This is a genomic window from Rhizorhabdus sp. GW822-FHT03C02 (assembly GCF_058801765.1).
Genome location: NZ_JBXANN010000001.1, coordinates 1,231,747 through 1,251,191, shown reverse-complemented (window position 1 = coordinate 1,251,191; position 19,445 = coordinate 1,231,747). Strand labels below are relative to the sequence as shown.

Below are 19,445 nucleotides of genomic sequence, written 5' to 3'. Positions count from 1 at the left end.
AGGAGAAGCTACGTCATGCTGACTGAGACGCTCGAACGCGACACCGGCCAGGGGCCGCTCGCCCAGACCCGCTTCGGTCATTTCATCGACGGGCGCGAGGATTTCGACGGCGAGGGCTTCGACGTCCTCGATCCCGCCACCGGCGCCGCATTCGCGCAATGCACCGCGGGCAGCGCAGCCACGGTCGACCGCGCGGTCGCCTCGGCCCAGGCGGCGTTCGAGGATGGCCGCTGGCGTGCGCTGCCGGCCAAGGAGAAGGAGGCGCGGCTGCGCGCCTATGCCGCGCTGGTCGATCGGCACCGCGCCGACTTCGCCCATTTCGACGTCGTCGAGGGCGGGCTGCTCGCCGGCTATTCGCGCTTCGTCGTCCAGTTCGCGATCGACATGATCCAATATTATGCCGGCTGGCCGACCAAGCTGCACGGATCGATCCCCGCGGTCGCCGACGGACTGTTCGTCCGCCAGCAGCGCGAGCCGATCGGGGTCTGCGCGATCATCACCCCCTGGAACGGGCCGTCGGTCGCCGCCGGCATCTTCGCCGCCGCGCTCGCCTGCGGCAATTCGGTGATCCTGAAACCCGCCGAGCAGACCCCGCTGACCGCGGTGCTGGCGGCGAAGCTGGCGATCGAGGCGGGTATCCCGGCCGGCGTGTTCAACGTCGTCCAGGGCTATGGCGATGTCGTCGGCGAGGCGCTGGTCCGCCATCGCGGGGTCGGATCGATCAACTTCACCGGGTCGTCGGCCACCGGCAAGCGCATCCAGGCGGCGGCGGCGCAGAACCTGACCCCGGTGTCGATGGAACTGGGCGGCAAGAGCCCGCACATCGTCTTCGCCGACGCCGACCTCGAGGCCGCCGCCCAGGCGGTCGCCGCCGCGGTATGGGGGCATGTCGGCCAGGTCTGCACCGCGGGATCGCGGGTGCTGGTCGAACGCAGCATCCACGACGCCTTCGCCGCGCGCGTCGTCGAGATCTCGCGGTCGCTCAAGGTCGGCCCCGGCAACGATCCGTCGAGCCAGATCGGGCCACTGATCTCGCAGGAGCAGCTCGATCGGGTGCAGTCCTATGTCGCGCTGGGCCGCAGCGAAGGCGCCGACCTGCTGCTCGGCGGCGACCGGATCGGCGAACGCGGCTTTTTCCACGCGCCGACGATCTTCGGCAATGTCCGCAACGACATGACGATCGCCCGCGAGGAGATTTTCGGCCCGGTGATGTCGATGCTGAGCTTCGACGGCGAGGAGGAGGCGCTGCGCATCGCCAACGACACCGAATTCGGCCTCGCCGCCGGCGTGTGGACCCGCGACCTCGACCGCGCCAACCGCATGTCCGACCGGCTGCGCGCCGGCACCGTTTGGATCAACGCCTATCAGCTCGTCGACCCGGCGGTCTCCTATGGCGGCCACAAGCAATCGGGCTTCGGCCGCAACCTGGGCGCGGAATCGCTCGATCATTATCTCCAGACCAAGAGCGTCTGGATCAGGACCGCTGCGCAATGACCGGGGGGAGGAATGTCATGAAGGACCGCAATATCGACCGGCTGTTCGACCAGATGGAGATACTCGATCGTCTCTATCGCTATTGCAGCGCGGCCGACCGATCCGACCCGCCCGGCATGCTCGGCGCGTTCTCCGAGGATTGCACGGTCAATTACGATCCCGCGGCGCCGGTGATGCGCAGCCGCCAGGAACTGAGCGACATGCTCCACGCCTTTCTCGGCGCGGTGATCAGCGGCAGCCATTATGTCACCAACCCGATCTTCGAGTTCATCGATGCCGACGAGGCCCTGCTCGGCTGCTACATGTATTCGTGGCAGCGCTTCGCCGGCTATCCGGCGATCGCCGACGTCCATCGCTGGGGCCGCTACGAGATCAGGCTGCGCCGTACCGACGGCGAGTGGCTGATCACCCATATGCGGCTGCTGTCCGCCGGCGAATATGGCGGCGACCGGATCGCCGAACAGATGAGCCGTGGCCCCGTCCCGATCCTCGACTTCGCCTGATCGCCCGACCAGACCGTCCATCAGCCCGACCGTTCCAAGGAGCGCGCCATGTCCGTTTCCCTGCCGATCCCCGACACCCTGACCGGCCCCGACCGTCAGCGCGCCGCGATGCGCGACATGCAGCGGCGCATGGTCGCGCATATCGCCGCGGGCCAGACAACCGATCTCGCGGACGAGCCGATGGCGGTACCGGCCGGCGTCTATGCCGACCCGGCGCGGGCCGAGGCCGAACGGCGCGCGCTGTTCCTCAAGCTGCCGATGGTCGCCGGCCTGTCGTGCGACCTGCCCGAACCGGGCGACATCATGACCTTCGACGCGCTTGGGCCGTCGATCCTGATCATGCGCGGCAAGGACGGTGCGCTGCGCGCCTTCCTCAACGCCTGCCGGCACCGCGCCGCGCGGCTGGTCAAGGATTGCGCCCACGCCACCCGGGTCACCTGCCCTTTCCATGGCTGGACCTATAATCTGGAGGGCAAGCTGATCGGCCTGCCCGGCAAGATCGCCTTCGACGGGCTCGACACCGACACCCTGTCGCTGCTGGCGCTGCCGATACGCGAATGGCACGGCCTGATCCTGGTCAGTGCCGATCCCGATGGCGGCCCGATCGACGCCGAGGCGTTTTTCGGGCCGATGGCCGACGAGATCCGCCAGCTCGATCTCGCCCGGCTGGTGCCGGTCAAGAAGCATGTCGAGCCAGTCGCCGCCAACTGGAAGTTCGCGCAGGACACCTTCTTCGAAGGCTATCATTTCAACACGCTCCACCCGACGACGATCGCCGCGGCGGCCTATGGCAACGTCACCGTCCATGACGCCTTCGGCCCGCACCAGCGGGTGATGATGCCCTATCGCTTCTTCCAAGACTGGGTCGGCCAGCCCGAGAGCGAATGGGGCGAAGTGCCCTATCAGGGCATCCATCTGCTGTTCCCCAACACCATCCTCTATGTCGGCAATCTCGAATCGCTGGTGAAGGACAAGGAAGACCTCACCGATCGCCAGATCTTCGGCTTCTGGCGCGGCTTCCCGGGCGAGACCCCCGACAGTTCGTTCACGATGATGGCGACCTACCGCCCCGCCAGCCAGTCGGCGCCCGAGACCGTCGCCGAATATGAGCAGCTTACCGACTTCATCATCAAGGTGATCGCCACCGAGGATTATGCGCTGTGCGCCGACGGCCAGAAGAATCTCAACCGCCTGCCGCGCGACCACAAGCTCTATTTCGGCCGCAACGAAAGCTCGCTGCAGAGCATCCACCAGCATATCGGCCAGTTGCTCGATGCCGAAATGACGTCAGCCTGATCCCGAACGACCGGGCTCCGACGACGGCGCCTGCCACCATGGGAGGGCGCAGATGACCGACATGACCGAACCCGCCGGGGGGTTTTCACGCGCCGCCATCATCGCGACCATATTGCTGGGCGCGGGAGTCGGCTGCATCAACGCGCTGCAGCCGATCCTGCTCGGGGCGATGCTCGCCACCGGCCGGATCAGCGTCGGCCAGATCGGCCAGGCCGCGACCGCCGAGGCCGCCGGCATGGCGATCGCCATCACCGCCGCGGCGATGTTCGTCGCACCCGCGCGACTGCGCCTGCTCGCGCGGTTCGCGCTGATCGCGATGCTCGCCGCCAACTGCCTGACCCCGCTCGCGCAGGGGCCGGTGGTGCTGGGCCTGCGGGTGGTCAACGGCGCGGGCACCGGCCTGCTGTTCTGGATCCTGATCGGGATGATCGGCCGGGCGGCGTCCCCGGCGCGGCTGTTCGCGATCTACATCACCGTGCAATCGGTCGGATCGCTGCTGCTGTCGCTGCTGCTGACCGACATCGTGGTGCCGCATTTCGGACCGGCCGGCGGCTATGGCGCACTCGCGGCGATCGACTTCGCCTTGCTCGCCGCCGCGACGACGATCCCCAGCGCGTATGGCGCGACCTCGGCCGGACGACGCGGCCTGCCACCGGTACGGGGCTGGCTGGCGCTGCTCGGCGTCGGCAGTCTGCTCGCGGGAATCATCTCCTTCTGGGTCTATATCGTTCCGCTGCTTCACGAACTCGGCTATTCCGACGACGACGCGCACCGGGTCATTCCGATCGCGATAGGTTTCCAGATCGCCGGCGGGCTGATCGCGGCGTTCTGCGCCGAGCGGGTCCGGCCGATCCTCGCCTGCCTCGGCGGCGCAGCGATCTGCATCGCCGCGATCCTGGCGATCCTCGCCTCGCACGATCTGCTGGTGGTGGCGGCCGCCATGGCGGCCTTCGCGATCTGCTGGATGGCAGTGCCGCCCTTCCAGGTCCCGCTGCTGATCGAAGTCGATCCGTCGCTGCGCAGCGCCTTGCTGATCGGCAGCGCCCAGCTGTTCGGGCTGGCGCTCGGCCCGGTCATCGCGTCGGCCTTCATGGCCGATGACCGGGTGGGCCCGATCGCCTGGGCGGCGGTCGGCTTCATCACGATCTCGCTGCTCGCCAATGTCCTGGCGGTCGCCGGGCTGCGCCGCCCGCCTGCCCCCATCGCCCTCGAACCGCTGGAATTCCCGTCATGATCAATCGCAGGATCGTTCTCGCCCGGCGTCCGCAGGGCATTCCCTGCCTCGACGATTTCGCGCTACGCGAGGAGCCGGTTCGCGAACTGCGCGCGGGCGAGGTGCTGATCGAAAATCTGGTCTTCGCGATCGATCCCGCGACGCGCGGCATGCTCGACGACCGCGAAAGCTATATGCCGCCGGTGCCGATCGGCGGGCTGATCCCGACGATGGTGCTCGGCCGGGTGGTCCAGAGCCGCAACCCCGCTTTCCGCGAGGGCGATTTCGGCCGCGGCTTCGTCGGCTGGGAGCAATATTCGGTGCTCGATCCGGCCAATATCACGATCGAGAATCTGCGCATCGCACCCGACCTGCCGCTCACCGCCTATATGGGCGCGCTCGGCTGGTCGGGGATCACCGCCTATGTCGGCCTGCACAAGCATGGCGAGATGACACATGGCGAGACCGTCGCGATCAGCGCCGCGGCCGGCGCGGTCGGCAATGTCGCCGCGCAGATCGCCCGGCTGCGCGGCAACCGGGTGGTCGGCACCGCCGGTGGTGCCGACAAGGCGGCGCTGGTGCGGTCGCTCGGCGTCGAGGCGATCGACCATCGCGCCGCCGCCGACATCGGCGCGGCGATCCGCGATCTCTGCCCCGAAGGCGTGAACCTCTATTTCGACAATGTCGGCGGGGCGATCCTCGACGCGATGCTGCCGGCCATGGCCGATTTCGGGCGGATCGTCGTGTGCGGGATGGTCGCCAATTACAACGACGCCGGCAATCCCTATCCGATCCGCAACCTCTGGCAGGTGCTGGTCCACCGCATCACGATGCGCGGCTTCCTGGCGTTCGAACATCAGGAGATGCTCGAGCGCGCCGAGCATGATCTCGCTGCCTGGATGCGATCGGGCGAGCTGGTGTCGCTCGAGAATGTCACGGTCGGGCTCGAGAACAGCCCAGCCGCCTTCATCCGCCTGATGGCGGGCGAAACCAGCGGCAAGACCATCGTCCGGCTATGACAGGGGATAGCTCGGCGGCCCCGGCGACAACTGGCATATGATCGAGTTTCCTTCGCGCCGGCCTGGTTCATAGCCGGATGCGCGAAGCCATGACGGGAGACGATGAAGTGAGCGAGCGGGCACAGGCGATTGCCGCGAAGGTCGAGGCATTCGTCCGCGAGACGGTGGTTCCCTATGAGAAGGACCCGCGCTGCGGCTTCCACGGTCCTTCCGACGATCTGGTCGCCGAACTGCGCGCCAAGGCGAAGACGGCGGGAGTGCTGACCCCGCATATCCTGGCCGATGGCAGCCATCTGACCCAGCGCGAGACCGCGATCGTGCTCATCCGGTCGGGCCTGTCGCCGCTCGGGCCGCTCGCGGTCAACACGATGGCCCCCGACGAGGGTAATATGTATCTGATCGGCAAGATCGGCAGCGCCGAGCACAAGGCGCATTTCCTGGCGCCGATGATCGCCGGCGAGGCGCGCTCGGCCTTCTTCATGACCGAGCCCGCCGCCGATGGCGGCGCCGGATCCGACCCGTCGATGATGCTCACCCGCTGCGAACCCGACGGCAATCATTGGGTGATCAACGGCCGCAAGGCGTTCATCACCGGCGCGCAGGGCGCGAAGGTCGGCATCGTCATGGCGAAGTCGGCTGAAGGGGCGTGCATGTTCCTGGTCGACCTGCCCGACCCCGCGATCCGGATCGAACGCGTTCTCGACACGATCGACAGCTCGATGCCGGGCGGTCATGCGATCGTCGCGATCGACAATCTGCGGGTGCCCGCCGACCAGATGCTCGGCCAGAGCGGCGAAGGCTTCAAATATGCCCAGATCCGCCTGTCGCCGGCGCGGCTGTCGCACTGCATGCGCTGGCTCGGCGCATGCATCCGCGCCAACGAGATCGCGACCGACTATGCCTGTCGCCGCCATGCCTTCGGCAAGCCGCTGGTCGACCATGAGGGTGTGGGTTTCATGCTCGCCGAAAATATGATCGACCTCAAGCAGGCCGAACTGATGATCGATTGGTGTGCGGGGGTGCTCGACGGCGGGTCGCTCGGCACCGTCGAAAGCTCGATGGCCAAGGTCGCGGTCAGCGAGGCGCTGATGCGGATCGCCGACCGCTGCGTCCAGGTGATGGGCGGCACCGGCGTGTCGGGCGACACGATCGTCGAGCAGGTCTTCCGCGAGATCCGCGCCTTTCGCATCTATGACGGCCCGACCGAGGTCCACAAATGGTCGCTCGCCAAGAAGATCAAGCGCGACCATCGCGAGGCGCATGCATGAGCACCACCGGCCAGGACGCCAACAGCGGCACCACCGCGGTGCGCGAGGGCTATCGGTTCGACGAGGCGGCGCTGGCGCGCTGGATGGACGTCCATGTCGCGGATTTTGCCGGACCCTTGTCGGTCGAGCAGTTCAAGGGCGGCCAGTCGAACCCGACCTACAAGCTGGTGACGCCCACGCGCAGCTATGTCCTGCGGCGCAAGCCGCCCGGCCAGTTGCTCAAAGGCGCGCATGCGGTCGAGCGCGAGGCGCAGGTTCTGACCGGGCTCGAGCAGGCCGCCTTCCCGGTCGCGCATGTCCACGCGCTGTGCACCGACGACGATGTGATCGGCACCTGGTTCTACATCATGGACATGGTCGAGGGCCGGGTGTTCTGGGATGCCGCGCTGCCCGAGATACCGCGCGCCGACCGGCCCGCCTATTTCGATGCGATGAACGCGGCGATCGCCCAGCTTCACAGCGTCGACTATCGCGCGGTCGGCCTGGGCGACTATGGCCGTCCCGGCAATTATTTCGAACGCCAGATCGCCCGCTGGTCGAGGCAATATGTCGAGGATGTCGATGCCGGCCGCGATCCCGACATGGACCGGCTGATCGCATGGCTCCCCGCCAATATTCCCGCCGGCGAGGAAACCGCGATCGTCCATGGCGACTGCCGGATCGACAATATGATCTTCCACCCGACCGAGCCGCGCATCCTCGCCGTGCTCGACTGGGAGTTGTCGACTCTCGGCCACCCGCTCGCCGACTTCGCCTATAACGCGATGATGTATCAGATGCCGCCGCACATCGTCGCGGGGCTCGCCGGGATCGACCTGCAGGCGGCCAACATCCCGACCGAAGCCGATTATGTCGCGGCCTATTGCGCCCGCACCGGGCGGACGTCGATCCCGGGCTACCGCTTCTACATCGCCTTCAACTTCTTCCGCCTCGCCGCGATCTTCCACGGCATCAAGGGCCGGGTGATCCGCGGCACCGCGGCCTCCGCGCAGGCCGCCGAACGGGCGAGATCCTTCCCCGATCTGGCGCGGATCGCCTGGGAACAGGCCCAGGCGGGTTGAGCCGCCTCGCCTAAAGCCCAGTTGGCGCCCCCGTCGCCCCGCCGCATCGTCGTGCAAATGATATGGGAGCGGACGATGGCCGACACTGGGACGAAGACGGTGGCGGTGTTCAGTGCGAGCGCACGACCGGGACTTTCGCAGGTCGCCGCACTTCGCCAGGCCGGTTATCGGGTAAGGGCGATCAGCCGCCGCGACCATCTGGCGTTCGACGGGATAGAGCGCGTGGCCGCCGATCTCGATGATCCCGCCTCGCTGCGCGCCGCCTGCGCGGGCGTCGACGGCGTCTTCTTCACCTCCCCCACCTTCACCGACCGCGCGAGGGGCGCGGTGCAGGCCGCCGCGCTGGGGGAAGCGGCGCGCGCCGCGGGGGTCGGACGGCTGGTCTACAACACCACCTCCTGGCATCCCGAGGAACCGACCGGCGTCCCGACGATGGACGAGCATTTCCACCGCACCCAGGCGCTGCGCGACAGCGGCGTCGCGCTCACCGTGGTGCGACCGTCGCTGTTCATGGACAATCTGCTGACCGGGTGGGTCAAACCCGACCTGCTCGCCGACGGGGTGCTGCGCTACCCGCATCGCGAGGATCTGGCGGTCAGCTGGATCTGCCTCGACGACGTCGCCCGCGCGATGATCGCGACCTTCGAGGATGCGACGTTCGAGGGGGCGACGATCGATGTCGGCGGACCGCAGACGCTGACTCCGCCCGAGGTGTGCAACCTGCTGTCCGACGCACTGGGCCGGCCGATCCGCTACGAACGGATCAGTCCGCGTGCATTTGGCGAGCGGCTCTACGGCCTGTTCCGCGACGTGCTCGGCCCCGGCCACGAACACTATGTCGACGACATGGAGCAGCATTATCTGTTCAAGAATGCGACCAATCCGTTCGCGGTCGACATGGCGGCAATGCAGGCGCGGCTGGGCATCCGGATGACGCCGATGCGCGAGTGGATCGCGCGACAGGATTGGTCAGCCGCGCGCCAGCCGGTCGGCTCGGTGTCGGGTTAGGCACGCATGTCTTTGGCACGGTCCACCGGCAGATCATGATAACGATATTTGCGCAATTTATGCCATCGCCGTATATTATCGTTCGCTAGCAAGGGAGTGAGCGATGAATGTCTCGATCGGAGAAAGATGGGAGAGTTTTGTCGATTCCATCCTGAAAACCGGCCGCTACGGCTCCGCGAGCGAGGTCGTCCGCGAGGGGCTTCGTCTCGTCGAAGAGCGTGAGACGAAACTTGCGGCATTGCGCGAGACGATCGACGCGTCATTGCGGCGCGGTGGCGAGCATAGCGAAGAGGATCTCGATGCCGTACTTCAAGCCGAAGCGGCAAGCCTTGCCCGGCAGGGATATTGATTGCCGCGGCCGATCTACCTCGCATCGTCGCTGGAAGATTTCGCGTCGATCCTGCGTTATATTACCTATGAAAGCGGCAGTCTTGCCATCGGACGCGACTTCGTAGACCGTCTACGCGCGAAATGCGTGCACCTCGCCGAGCTGCCGGGCACGCTAGGAACCGATCGTGCTGAACTGGGTGACGGCCTGCGTAGCGTCTCCTCGAACGGCTACGTCATCTTTTTCCGCTATCGCGCTGGCAGGGTCGAGATCGTGAACGTCCTCAACGGCAGCCGCGACATCGGCCGTTATTTCGGCGAAGGCTGAGGCTGTATTTTCGCCCAAAGAGACGATATCAAATCCAGCGCACCAGCCCGTTGCTCATCACCGTCACCCCGCGATCGGGCGCGCGCACGCGGAATGCCGCCTGCCCCTCGGCTTCGTACCAGAAATCGACGACCAGCCGGTCGCCGGCATAGACCGGTGAGGAGAAGCGGGCGTCGAACCGGCGCAGCCGCTCGGGCGCACCGTCGCACAGCGTCTCGATCGCGGCGCGGACCGCGACCCCGTAGGTGCACAGGCCGTGGAGGATCGGCCGCTCGAATCCGACCCCACGCGCGAAGTCGGGATCGATGTGGAGCGGGTTGAGATCGCCCGACAGCCGGTAGATCGCCGCCTGGTCGGGACTCGTCTCCATGATCGTCGCAATGTCGGGATCGCGATCGGGAACGGGATGCGGGATCGGCAGCGTGCCGCTCGACGTGCCGAACCCGCCATCGCCGCGCATGATCACGGTCAGGCCGACCGTCGCGACGAGTTCGCCGGTCGCGGCATCGCGGAGGGTCCGGCTATAATATATGGTGGCGCCCTTGTCTGCGCCGCGGTCGACGAGCGCGTCGACCTTCATCTGACCGACCAGTTCACCGGTCGGCGGCAGCGGCCGATGGAGTTCAAGGCTCTGCGCCCCCTGGACGATCTGCGACCAGTCGACCCCGGTGCGCGGATCCTGCAGCCAGAAGCCTTCGCTGGCGAGCACCACCGCGAGGGTCGGCACCGCGCGGAGATGTTTCTCATAGACATAGTCGAGCTCATCGACGCCCGCGCCGACGCCCAGTGCATAGAGGATCGTGCGCGACGCGTCATAGCGGTCGACGACCGGTGCAGCCGTCCAGTTCCTGACGACGTCGACGTTCATGCCCATCCTCCCTTGCGAAACCTCAGCGGCTCATCGGCCGATCGGCGGCGACGCTCCACTAGCAAAGCTCCTAGTTTCGGCGCCATCGCGCGCGCCATAGAGCTGGACCATAGCGGGGCTTGCCCGACGAAGGAGGGATAAGGTGCGGACGTTGGAGAATAAGGTCGCGATCGTCTCGGGATCGGGCCGCGGCATCGGGCGCGCGATGGCGCTCAAGCTCGCGTCGAGCGGCGCCGCGGTCGTCGTCAACGATATCGACGAGGCCCCGGCGGCAGCGGTCGTGGCGGAGATCGCAGCGATGGGCGGCCGCGCGACGATGGTCGTCGGCGACGTCACCGCCGCCGATTTCGGCGAACGCTTCGTCGGCGCCGCGCTTGAGGCGTTCGGCGCGCTCGACATCGTCATCAACAATGCCGGCTATGCCCTCGACAATTTCCTCCAGAAGACCTCTGCCGACGATTTCGACGCGATGCTCGACGTCCATGCCGCGGCACCTTTCCGGATTTTGAAGGCCGCCTTCCCCCATTTCCGCGACCAGGCACGCATCGAGGCCGAACGCGGCGAGGAGGTCTTCCGCAAGGTCGTCAACATCTCGTCGATCGTGGCGCTGGCCGGCAATCCCGGCCAGGTTGCCTATTCGGCGGGCAAGGCGGCGATCGTCGGGCTGACGCGGACGCTGGCCAAGGAATGGGGCCGTTACAAGATCAACATCAACGCGATCGCTTATGGCGCGGTCGAGACGCGCATGGTCCAGCCGGTCACCGGCGACAAGCCGGTGGTGAAGATCGGCGACCGCACCGTATCGATCGGCATCCCCGAAAATCTGCACAAGGCCGCGGGCGCGCAGATCCCGATCGGCCGCTGGGGCACGCCGGAGGAAGCCGCCAACGCGGCCTGGCTGTTCTGCACCCCCGAATCCAACTTCATCAGCGGCCAGGTGATCACGGTCGCCGGCGGGCTGAGCGGCTGAACGCCCCGACAGGATATCGCATGACCGACATCGCCATCGTCTCCACCGCCCGCACCGGCATGGCCAAATCGGTGCGGGGCAGCTTCAACGCGACCCACCCGATCCGCCTCGCCAGCCATGCGATATCGCACGCGATCGCGCGCGCCGGCATCGATCCCGCCGAGGTCGAGGACGTGCTGCTCGGCACGAGCCATCCCGAGGGCGCGAGCGGATTCAATATCGGCCGCAACGCCGCGATCGCCGCCGGCTGCCCGGCGTCGACCGGCGGCGCCACCGTCAATCGCTACTGTTCGTCGGGCCTCCAGACGATCGCGATGGCGGCCGGGCGCATCCGCAACGAAGGCGTACCGATCATGGTCGCCGGCGGCGTCGAATCGATCTCGCTGGTCGAACGTGGCGGCACCTTCAACATGGGTGGCGCGGTCGAACCCGGCCTCTATGCGACAAAACCGGCACTCTGGATGGCGATGATCGAGACCGCGGAGATCGTGGCCGACCGCTATGGCGTCAGCCGCGAAGCGCAGGACCAGTTCGCGCTGCTCAGCCAGCAACGCACTGCGGCGGCCCAGGCCGCGGGCCGCTTCGATGCCGAGATCGTGCCGCTGACGACGATCATGACCCGGACCGACAAGACGAGCGGCGAAACCCGCGAGGTCGAAGTCACCGTCGCGTCCGACGAGTGCAACCGCGCCGACACGACGATCGAATCGCTGTCGGCGCTTGCCCCGGTATTCCGCAACGGCATGGTGGTGAAGGAAGGCCGGTTCGTGACCGCGGGCAATGCCAGCCAGCAATCCGATGGCGCCAGTGCGTGCGTGCTGATGCGCGATGCCGATGCCGCGCGGCGCGGCATCACACCGCTCGGATGGTTCCGAGGCTTCGCGACCGCGGGCTGCGAACCGGAGGAGATGGGGATCGGCCCCGTCTATGCGGTGCCCCGCCTGCTCGAGCGCCATGGCCTGACGATCGCCGATATCGGTCTGTGGGAACTCAACGAGGCCTTTGCCAGCCAGGCGGTCTATTGTCGCGACGCGCTCGGGCTCGATCCCGAACGCGTCAATGTCGATGGCGGTGCAATCGCAGTCGGCCACCCTTATGGCATGACCGGCGCGCGCTGCGTCGGCCATGCGCTGATCGAGGGCAAGCGCCGCGGAATTCGCTATGCGGTCGTGACGATGTGCATCGGCGCCGGCATGGGCGCGGCCGGGCTGATCGAGATCGCCTGAAAACCAACGAAAGGACCGAGGGCATGGCCGGCAGGCTCGAAGGCAAGATCGCGCTGGTGACCGGCGCGGGATCGGGGATCGGACGCGGCATCGCCAACCGCTTCGCGGCGGAGGGCGCCCGGGTGCTGTTCACCGACATCGACCCGGCCAGCGCCGCCGAGGCCGCCGCCGCGACCGGCATGGCATCGGCGATGCTCGACGTCACCGACGAGGATAGCTGGCGCGAAGCGGCGGCGGAGGCCGAGCGCAATTTCGGCGGCCTCCATATCCTCGTCAACAACGCCGGGATCTGCGTGCCCGGATCGGTCGAGGATACCGATCTCGCGGCGTGGCGCCGCACCCATGCGATCAATCTCGACGGGGTCTTCCTGGGATGCCGCACCGCGCTGCCGCTGATCGCGAAGACGACCGCCGCGCGCGCCGAACGGGGCAGCATCCTCAACATCTCGTCGATCTCGGCGATGGTCGCGGCCGGCAATTTCGCGAGCTATAATTCGTCGAAGGCCGCGGTCCGCCACCTCACCAAATCGGTCGCGCTGCACTGCGCGCGACAGCGTTATGCCGTCACCTGCAACTCGCTCCATCCGACCTTCATCGACACCCCGCTGATCGACGGGCTCGGCGGCGGCGCCGATCATGACGCGATGATCGCCAAGCTCGCGCGGCAGATCCCGGTCGGCCGGGTCGGCGAGACCGACGATGTCGCCTGGGCGGCGGTCTATCTCTGCTCGGACGAGGCCGGCTTCGTCACCGGCGCCGAGCTGCTAATCGACGGCGGCCTCGCCGCCCAGTGATACCCAATCCCGGTGAGCTTGACTCATCGGGATCGGGTATCAGCCCGTGCGGCGCTTGAGCATAACGATCGAGGATGCGTCAGCATCTTCGAGATCGCGTATAAGCTGGCAGAGTCAGGGCTTTGCCGCCGCCATTTCGGCGCGGGCGCGCTGGCGGATGAAATGGCGCAGATCGTCGAGATCTTCGGGTCTCAGCTGTTCGAAACCCGGCATGCCATTCTCCCTGAGCACGCCGTCATGCAGCACCGCGCGGAACGCATCGGCATCGAGCGGGATCGCCGAGGTCAGCAGCGACGGCGCCGCCCCCGCCGCCATCGCATTGGCGCCATGGCAGATCGTGCAGCGCTGGCCATAGATCGCCGCCCCCCGCGCCGCGCGCGCCGGGTCGACGGCGAATGCCGGATCGTCCTGATAGGCGAGCGGCTCGACATCCGCCTTGGGCAGGCTGTCGCGGCCGCCGAGCGCGAAGGTCAGCATGCGCCATTTCTGGGTGCGATAATCCCATTTGCGCGGGAGTCCGGCTTGGCTGAACATCCGCGCGCCGGCGATCACGCTGATATATTGCCGGCCGCGCACGCTATAGGTGATCGGTTGCGCGGTGACCGCGGTCTGCGCATCGAACGACCAGAGCCGCTTGCCCGAACGGGCGTCGTAGATCGCGAACCGCCCGGTGACGTCACCCGCCATCAGCAGATTGCCCGCGGTCGTGGCGGTGCCGCCGAAACTGCGCGCCCCCGGCAGGTCGATCCGCCAGACCGGTTTCTGGGTGACCGGATTCCAGGCGAGCAGCGCGCTCGACGGCGGCGGCAGCCTGAAGCCGGCCGGAGCCGGTCCGGTGCCGGGGTTCAACTGCTCGTCCGGCGCGAACCGCCAGTCCTTGAGCGCCCCCGGCGGATCGGCATAGACGCCCGCCTTGTCGAGCGCCGGAATATAGGCCAGCCCGGTGCCGGGATTATAGGACATCACCTCGATGCTGTGCGCGCCCGAGCCCGACGGCGTCACCAGCGCCGGCTTGCCATCGGGGTAGCGCGCTTCCGGGTTTTCGACCGGCCGGCCGGTGGCAATGTCGATGCGACTGGCCCAGTTGGCGGGCATGAACTTCTCGGCCGAGATCGGCTTTCCGGTCTCGCGGTCGATCACATAGAAGAAGCCGTTCTTGGGGGCGTGCAGGATCACCGGGCGGACCCGGCCGGCGATCTTCAGATCGGCCAGTTCGATGTCCATCGCGGCGTTATAGTCCCAGCTCTCGCCGGGATTGACCTGATAATGCCAGATATACTCGCCGGTATCGGCGTCGAGCGCGATGATCGAGCAGAGGAACAGATTGTCGCCGCCGCCCGGGCTCCGGATCTTCTGGTTCCACGGCGCGCCATTGCCGGTGCCGATATAGAGGCGGTGGAATTTCGGATCATAGGCCATCGCATTCCACACGGTGCCGCCACCGCCGAACTTCCACCATTCGCCGGTCCATGTCTTGGCGGCCATCGCCATCGCCTTGCTCTCGAACCCCTTTTTCGGGTCGCCCGGCACGGTGTGGAAACGCCATAGCTGCTTGCCGGTCTTCTGGTCATAGGTGGTGACATAGCCGCGCACCGGCGCGAAGTCGGCGCCGCCATGGCCGATCGCGACCTTGCCGTCGAACACCCAGGGCGCGCCGGTGATATAGCGGCCATCGCCCTTCTCGACCGTCACCACGCTCCACAGCGGCTTGCCGCTATGCGCGTCGAGCGCGATCAGCCGGCCGTCGACCGTGCCGACGAAGATCCGGCCATTATCGTAAGCGAGCCCGCGCGTGCCCCAGGCGGCGCGCATCCGTTCGCCGGCGCGCTTCCACACCTCGGGATCATATGTCCACAACAGCTTGCCGCTGGTCGCGTCGAGCGCGTGCACCACGGCCTGGCCGGCGACGAAATAGAGCACTCCGCCGACGGCTACCGGCGCCGACAGGCTGCTCGGTCCGGTGGCGATATCATGATGCCAGGCGAGCCCGAGCTTGCCGACATTGTCGGTGTCGATCTGCGCGAGCGGGCTGAAATGATTTTCGTCGATGCCGCCATAATGCGGCCAGTCGACCCCGGTCTGCGGCGCCGAAGGTGCTGCGGCGCCCAGCAGCCATGCGACCGAGCCCAACGCGATCGCGCCGGCGCGAATGATCCTGTTCTCCATGCCCGCGGCATAGCGCACCACGCCGTCGCCGCCCCCTGTGAGTAAGGATGGGTCGGTCAGCGATAATTCTCGACGCCGCCGAGATGGATGCCCGCCGTCCAGCCGCCGTCGACCGCCAGTTCGGCGCCGGTGACATAGGAGGCCTCGTCGCTGGCGAGGAACAGCGAGGCGCGTGCGACCTCGTCCGAGCTTCCCACACGCCCGGATGGCAGGTTGAAGGCACGGGCGATCTCACCCATGTCCATGCCGCCGGTCGGGTTGAGCATCGGCGTGTCGATCGCGCCGGGGTGGAGCGAATTGGCGCGGATGCCGCGGCTGGCGAATTCGAGCGCGACCGACTTGGTCATGCCGCGTATCCCCCATTTGCCGGCGTCATAGGCGGCACAGCTCGCGGTGCCGCGCAGCCCGTTGACCGACGAGATGTTGACGATCGCGCCGCGCCCGGCCGCAAGCATCGCCGGGATGACCGCCTGCATGCCGAGAAAAGCGCCGGCGATATTGATTTCGAGGCTCCGCATCAGGCCGTCGCGGGTCAGGTCGAGAAACGGAGTGGCGTTGGTCACTCCGGCATTGTTGATCAGGATGTCGATCCGGCCGTGGCGATCGATGATGGCCGAGGCTGCCTGCCGCCAGCCGTCGGGATCGGTGATGTCGAGGCGGCGATACCCGGCGTCGCCGCCGATCGCGGCCGCGACGTCCTCGCCTTCGTCATCGAGGATATCGGTCAGCACCACGGTTGCCCCCTGCGCCGCGAACAGCCGCGCGGTCGCGGCCCCCTGCCCGCGTGCCGCGCCGGTGACGATCGCGACCTTGCCGTCGAGGCGGAACATCGCGCCCATCGTCACATCGCCACGCCGATGGACATGCCGCCATCGACGAGAAAGTCGCAGCCGGTCGTATAGGACGATGCGTCGGACGCGAGGAACAACACGGTGCGCGCCACTTCGGCGGGATCGCCCTTGCGCTTGATCGGCTGGCCGACCGGATCGTCCATGCCCTCGGTCATCGCGGTATCGATCATGCCGGGATGGACGGCGTTGACGCGGATATTGTCGTCGCCGACCTCGAGCGCCACGCATTTGGTCATCCCGCGCACCGCCCATTTGCATGCCGAATAGATCGACAGCGCCGCGGTACCCTTCATGCTCGCGCAACTGGCGATGTTGACGATGCTGCCGCCGCCGGCGCGGCGCATCGCCGGGATGATCGCCTTCATTCCCTGGAACACGCCGAGCATGTCGACATCGACCATGCGCCGCGCGTCGGCCTCCGCGCAGTCCTCGAGATTGCCCCAGATCGCGATGCCGGCATTGTTGACGAGGATCGACACCGGCCCGAACGCCACCTCGGCGGCGGCGATCGCGGCGCCCCAGGAATCGGCCGAGGTCACGTCGTGCGCGATCCATCGCGCATCGCCCCCGATCGAGGCCGCGACGGCCTCGACACCTGGACCGTTGATGTCGCTGAGCAGCACCTTTGCGCCGGCCTCGGCCAGCACCCGCGCGAAGCTCGCCCCCATGCCCTGCGCGGCACCGGTGATGATCGCCACCTTGCCCGCCAATACGCCTTGATCCTGTGCCATCGTCGCTCTCCGATCAGAATTTATAGCCGACGCTCAGGCCGATCTCGCGCGGCGGCGCATAGGCGGCGGAGTCGCCCTCGTTCGAGAGGGTGGTCGCGGTGATATAGGCCTTGTTGGTGAGGTTGCGGCCGTAGAGGCCGAAGCGGAACCGGCTTCCCGCAGGGGTATAGCCGACCTGCATGTTGAGCGTCGCATAAGCGTCGGTCTTGACCCGGCTCGTCAGATTCCAGCGATAGGATGACGAATAATAGAGCGTGGCATTGGCGTCCGCGGTGCCGCCGGCCAGCTCGCCGCTATAGTTCAGCGTCAGATTTCCGGTGAATTTCGGCGACTTGAGCAGGCGGTCGCCGCTGGCGTCATATCGTATTTGCTGCAGCCCGGCCGCGGTCAGCGGGAAATCGAACGCCACGCCGCCGGGGAAGGTGCCGAACTTGGCGTGGGGCAACCAGGACCCCGCGGCACGCAGGCTGAGTCCGTCGGCGATCCGCACCGTGCCGTCGATGTCGAAGCCGTAGATCTTCGCCGACGACGCGTTGCCGAGCACGGTGCCGAGACCAAGGTAGAACTGCACCTGCAGATTCTTATAGTCATAATAGAAGGCGGCCATGTTCAGGCTGGCGGCGGGCGAGCCATATTTGACGCCGACCTCATAGGCCTGGAGCGTCTCGGGATTGGCGACGTCGTTGCTCAGATTGACCGATTCCAGCACCCCGCTTTTGAAACCCTTGCTGTAGGTCGCGTAGATATTGGTGCTGCTGCTGACGTCGTAGCGAAGCGACAGGCGCGGGGTCCAGCTGTCCCAGCTCGGATGGCCGCCGAACTCGAATTCGGTCCCGCCGAGGATCGAGCCGCTGCCGCGCTTGCTTTCCCAGCTGTAGCGCAGGCCACCGATCAGGTGCAGCGACGGCGTAACGTTCCAGGTCGCCTCGCCGAAGCCCGCAACCGCCTTAGTCTTGACGTTCGCCTGGGTGAAGAAGGGCGCGCCGGGGCTGGTCGGCTTGCCGTTCACCAGCGTGTTGTTGACCTCCGATCCGATGTCGGAATCATCGCGATAGAGGAAGAGCCCGCCGACGAAGCTCAGATCGCCGAAATCGCGCGAGGCGAAGGTCAGCTCCTGCTGCCAGGTTTTGCTCGGTCCATAGCGGACGATATAGGGGGTGATGCAGGCGAACGCCGCGACGCAGTTGGGCGCATAGGCGCCGTCGACATCCGAATAGACCAGCCCGTCGACGAAACTATAGCCGGTGAGCGAGGTCAGCGTGCCCGCCTCGCCAATGTCGAACTCGGCCTTCAGCGAGCCGCCGCGGCTCTTGGTCTTCGACAGGCCCTCGCTGTTCGCGAGTTCGCCGGCGACGTGCCACGGCTTCTGGCTCAGGATCGCGCCGGGATAGAGCGCCGCCACCGTGACTCCGTTCAGCGAGCGCATCGAATTACCGGCACGGTCATCACGACGGCCGGCATAGCCCGACAGCAGAAAGCGGACCTCCGGGACCGGCTCGTAGCGCAGCTTGGCGCGGACGACATAGGAATCGACGCTGCCCGCGCGTTTGCCGGTCAGATCGTTGGTCAGATAGCCGTCGATATTCTCGTAGAAGCCCGCAATGCTGGCGGCGAGCTTGTCCGACAACGGACCGCTGACATAGCCCTTGGCGGTCAGATGGTTCGAGGTCTTGACGTTATCGCCGACGTACAGTCCGTCCGAAACGGTGAAATCGCCTTCGGGCTTGAACGAGGGCGACAGGGTGGTGACCGAGATCGCGCCCCCCGTCGCGTTGCGGCCGAACAGGGTGCCCTGCGGCCCTTTGAGCACCTCGATCCGCTCGATATCGGGCAGGTCGAACAGATTGCCCTGCTGGTTCGGCTGATAGAGCCCGTCGAGATAGATCGCGATCGGCGAGTCCGATCCCGCTGCGGTGATGGTGGTGTGGACGCCGCGGATATTGGGTTCGGCGAACGGCCCCTGCGAGGTGAAGTTGAGCCCGGGCACCGCCAGGCTGAGATCGCGCATATTGGTGATGCCCGACCTGGCGAGTTCGGCGCCGGTCTGCGCGACCATGGTGATCGGCACCTTACGGACCGATTCCGAGCGGCGCTGCGCGGTGACGACGATGTCGCCGATCGCGCTTTCGTCGACCGAACCCGCCTGCGCGGGTATCGACACCGCGGCGATCGGCGCCGGCGCCGCCTCCTGCGCCACCGCGGCACCGGACATCATCGCGGTGCCCGCCATCAAGCCGAGGCGCACACGCCCGATAAGATTGCTGTCCATTGTCCTACCCTCTCCCATCTTGTTCTTGTCGGCCGTCGTTGCGGCGGTCGGCT

18 protein-coding genes are annotated in these 19,445 nt (G+C 66.9%); 13 read left to right on the top strand and 5 right to left on the bottom strand.

All coding sequences use genetic code 11. The features are described 5' to 3' along the window. The first annotated feature begins 15 nt into the window (after window positions 1-15). The 10 genes from AC1RM6_RS05750 to AC1RM6_RS05705 all read left to right on the top strand — a co-directional run bounded on the left by AC1RM6_RS05750 (window position 16) and on the right by AC1RM6_RS05705 (window position 9,517). Window positions 16-1,494, top strand: coding sequence for an aldehyde dehydrogenase family protein (locus AC1RM6_RS05750; protein ID WP_493098953.1), 1,479 nt, complete (start codon window positions 16-18; stop codon window positions 1,492-1,494). A gap of 17 nt (window positions 1,495-1,511) precedes the next feature. Then, a complete protein-coding gene (locus AC1RM6_RS05745) occupies window positions 1,512-1,997 on the top strand; it encodes a nuclear transport factor 2 family protein (protein ID WP_493098951.1) in 486 nt (161 codons plus the stop codon). Window positions 1,998-2,045: 48 nt separating this feature from the next. Beyond that, on the top strand, window positions 2,046-3,293 hold the full coding sequence (locus AC1RM6_RS05740) for an aromatic ring-hydroxylating oxygenase subunit alpha (protein ID WP_493098949.1): 1,248 nt from the start codon (window positions 2,046-2,048) through the stop codon (window positions 3,291-3,293). A 52-nt stretch (window positions 3,294-3,345) separates the two neighbouring features. After that, window positions 3,346-4,527 (top strand): hypothetical protein, encoded by a 1,182-nt coding sequence (locus AC1RM6_RS05735; protein ID WP_493098948.1) that lies wholly within the window; start codon window positions 3,346-3,348, stop codon window positions 4,525-4,527. Continuing rightward, window positions 4,524-5,525, top strand: coding sequence for an NADP-dependent oxidoreductase (locus tag AC1RM6_RS05730; RefSeq protein WP_493098946.1), 1,002 nt, complete (start codon window positions 4,524-4,526; stop codon window positions 5,523-5,525). Before AC1RM6_RS05735 ends, AC1RM6_RS05730 begins: the two co-directional genes overlap by 4 nt. A 107-nt stretch (window positions 5,526-5,632) precedes the next feature. Beyond that, on the top strand, window positions 5,633-6,793 hold the full coding sequence (locus AC1RM6_RS05725; RefSeq protein WP_493098944.1) for an acyl-CoA dehydrogenase family protein: 1,161 nt from the start codon (window positions 5,633-5,635) through the stop codon (window positions 6,791-6,793). After that, window positions 6,790-7,854, top strand: coding sequence for a phosphotransferase (locus tag AC1RM6_RS05720; RefSeq protein ID WP_493098942.1), 1,065 nt, complete (start codon window positions 6,790-6,792; stop codon window positions 7,852-7,854). Before AC1RM6_RS05725 ends, AC1RM6_RS05720 begins: the two co-directional genes overlap by 4 nt. Before the next feature lie 75 nt (window positions 7,855-7,929). Further along, window positions 7,930-8,862, top strand: a complete 933-nt coding sequence (locus tag AC1RM6_RS05715) for an SDR family oxidoreductase (RefSeq protein ID WP_493098940.1) — start codon at window positions 7,930-7,932, stop codon at window positions 8,860-8,862. Between the two features lie 103 nt (window positions 8,863-8,965). Then, window positions 8,966-9,211, top strand: coding sequence for a type II toxin-antitoxin system ParD family antitoxin (locus tag AC1RM6_RS05710; protein ID WP_493098938.1), 246 nt, complete (start codon window positions 8,966-8,968; stop codon window positions 9,209-9,211). After that, window positions 9,212-9,517, top strand: coding sequence for a type II toxin-antitoxin system RelE/ParE family toxin (locus AC1RM6_RS05705; RefSeq protein WP_493098937.1), 306 nt, complete (start codon window positions 9,212-9,214; stop codon window positions 9,515-9,517). It abuts the gene before it with no gap. Between the two features lie 28 nt (window positions 9,518-9,545). Here AC1RM6_RS05705 and AC1RM6_RS05700 read toward each other — a convergent pair whose 3' ends face one another. Next, the gene (locus AC1RM6_RS05700; RefSeq protein WP_493098935.1) at window positions 9,546-10,385 is read right to left on the bottom strand and encodes a MaoC/PaaZ C-terminal domain-containing protein; all 840 of its coding nucleotides are present in this window, start codon (window positions 10,383-10,385) and stop codon (window positions 9,546-9,548) included. A gap of 142 nt (window positions 10,386-10,527) precedes the next feature. On the opposite strand from AC1RM6_RS05700, the gene AC1RM6_RS05695 reads away from it, so the two are divergent. Genes AC1RM6_RS05695 through AC1RM6_RS05685 form a run of 3 tightly spaced genes read left to right on the top strand, consistent with a single transcriptional unit; the run spans window position 10,528 to window position 13,375 of the window. Beyond that, the gene (locus tag AC1RM6_RS05695; protein WP_493098933.1) at window positions 10,528-11,355 is read left to right on the top strand and encodes an SDR family NAD(P)-dependent oxidoreductase; all 828 of its coding nucleotides are present in this window, start codon (window positions 10,528-10,530) and stop codon (window positions 11,353-11,355) included. Between the two features lie 20 nt (window positions 11,356-11,375). Then, window positions 11,376-12,581: an acetyl-CoA C-acyltransferase gene (locus AC1RM6_RS05690; protein WP_493098931.1), complete on the top strand. Its 1,206-nt coding sequence runs from the start codon at window positions 11,376-11,378 to the stop codon at window positions 12,579-12,581. 23 nt (window positions 12,582-12,604) lie between these two features. Further along, window positions 12,605-13,375, top strand: a complete 771-nt coding sequence (locus tag AC1RM6_RS05685; protein ID WP_493098929.1) for a glucose 1-dehydrogenase — start codon at window positions 12,605-12,607, stop codon at window positions 13,373-13,375. A gap of 114 nt (window positions 13,376-13,489) precedes the next feature. Here the strand turns inward: AC1RM6_RS05685 and AC1RM6_RS05680 are convergent, their stop codons facing one another. From AC1RM6_RS05680 to AC1RM6_RS05665, 4 genes are read right to left on the bottom strand one after another with little or no spacing between them, the layout of a single operon-like run. Then, window positions 13,490-15,541 (bottom strand): PQQ-dependent dehydrogenase, methanol/ethanol family, encoded by a 2,052-nt coding sequence (locus AC1RM6_RS05680; protein ID WP_493099552.1) that lies wholly within the window; start codon window positions 15,539-15,541, stop codon window positions 13,490-13,492. Between the two features lie 56 nt (window positions 15,542-15,597). After that, on the bottom strand, window positions 15,598-16,380 hold the full coding sequence (locus tag AC1RM6_RS05675; RefSeq protein WP_493098927.1) for an SDR family NAD(P)-dependent oxidoreductase: 783 nt from the start codon (window positions 16,378-16,380) through the stop codon (window positions 15,598-15,600). Window positions 16,381-16,382: 2 nt separating this feature from the next. Continuing rightward, window positions 16,383-17,123: an SDR family oxidoreductase gene (locus AC1RM6_RS05670; protein ID WP_493098925.1), complete on the bottom strand. Its 741-nt coding sequence runs from the start codon at window positions 17,121-17,123 to the stop codon at window positions 16,383-16,385. Between the two features lie 13 nt (window positions 17,124-17,136). Beyond that, on the bottom strand, window positions 17,137-19,392 hold the full coding sequence (locus tag AC1RM6_RS05665) for a TonB-dependent receptor (RefSeq protein WP_493098923.1): 2,256 nt from the start codon (window positions 19,390-19,392) through the stop codon (window positions 17,137-17,139). Window positions 19,393-19,445 lie beyond the last annotated feature (53 nt).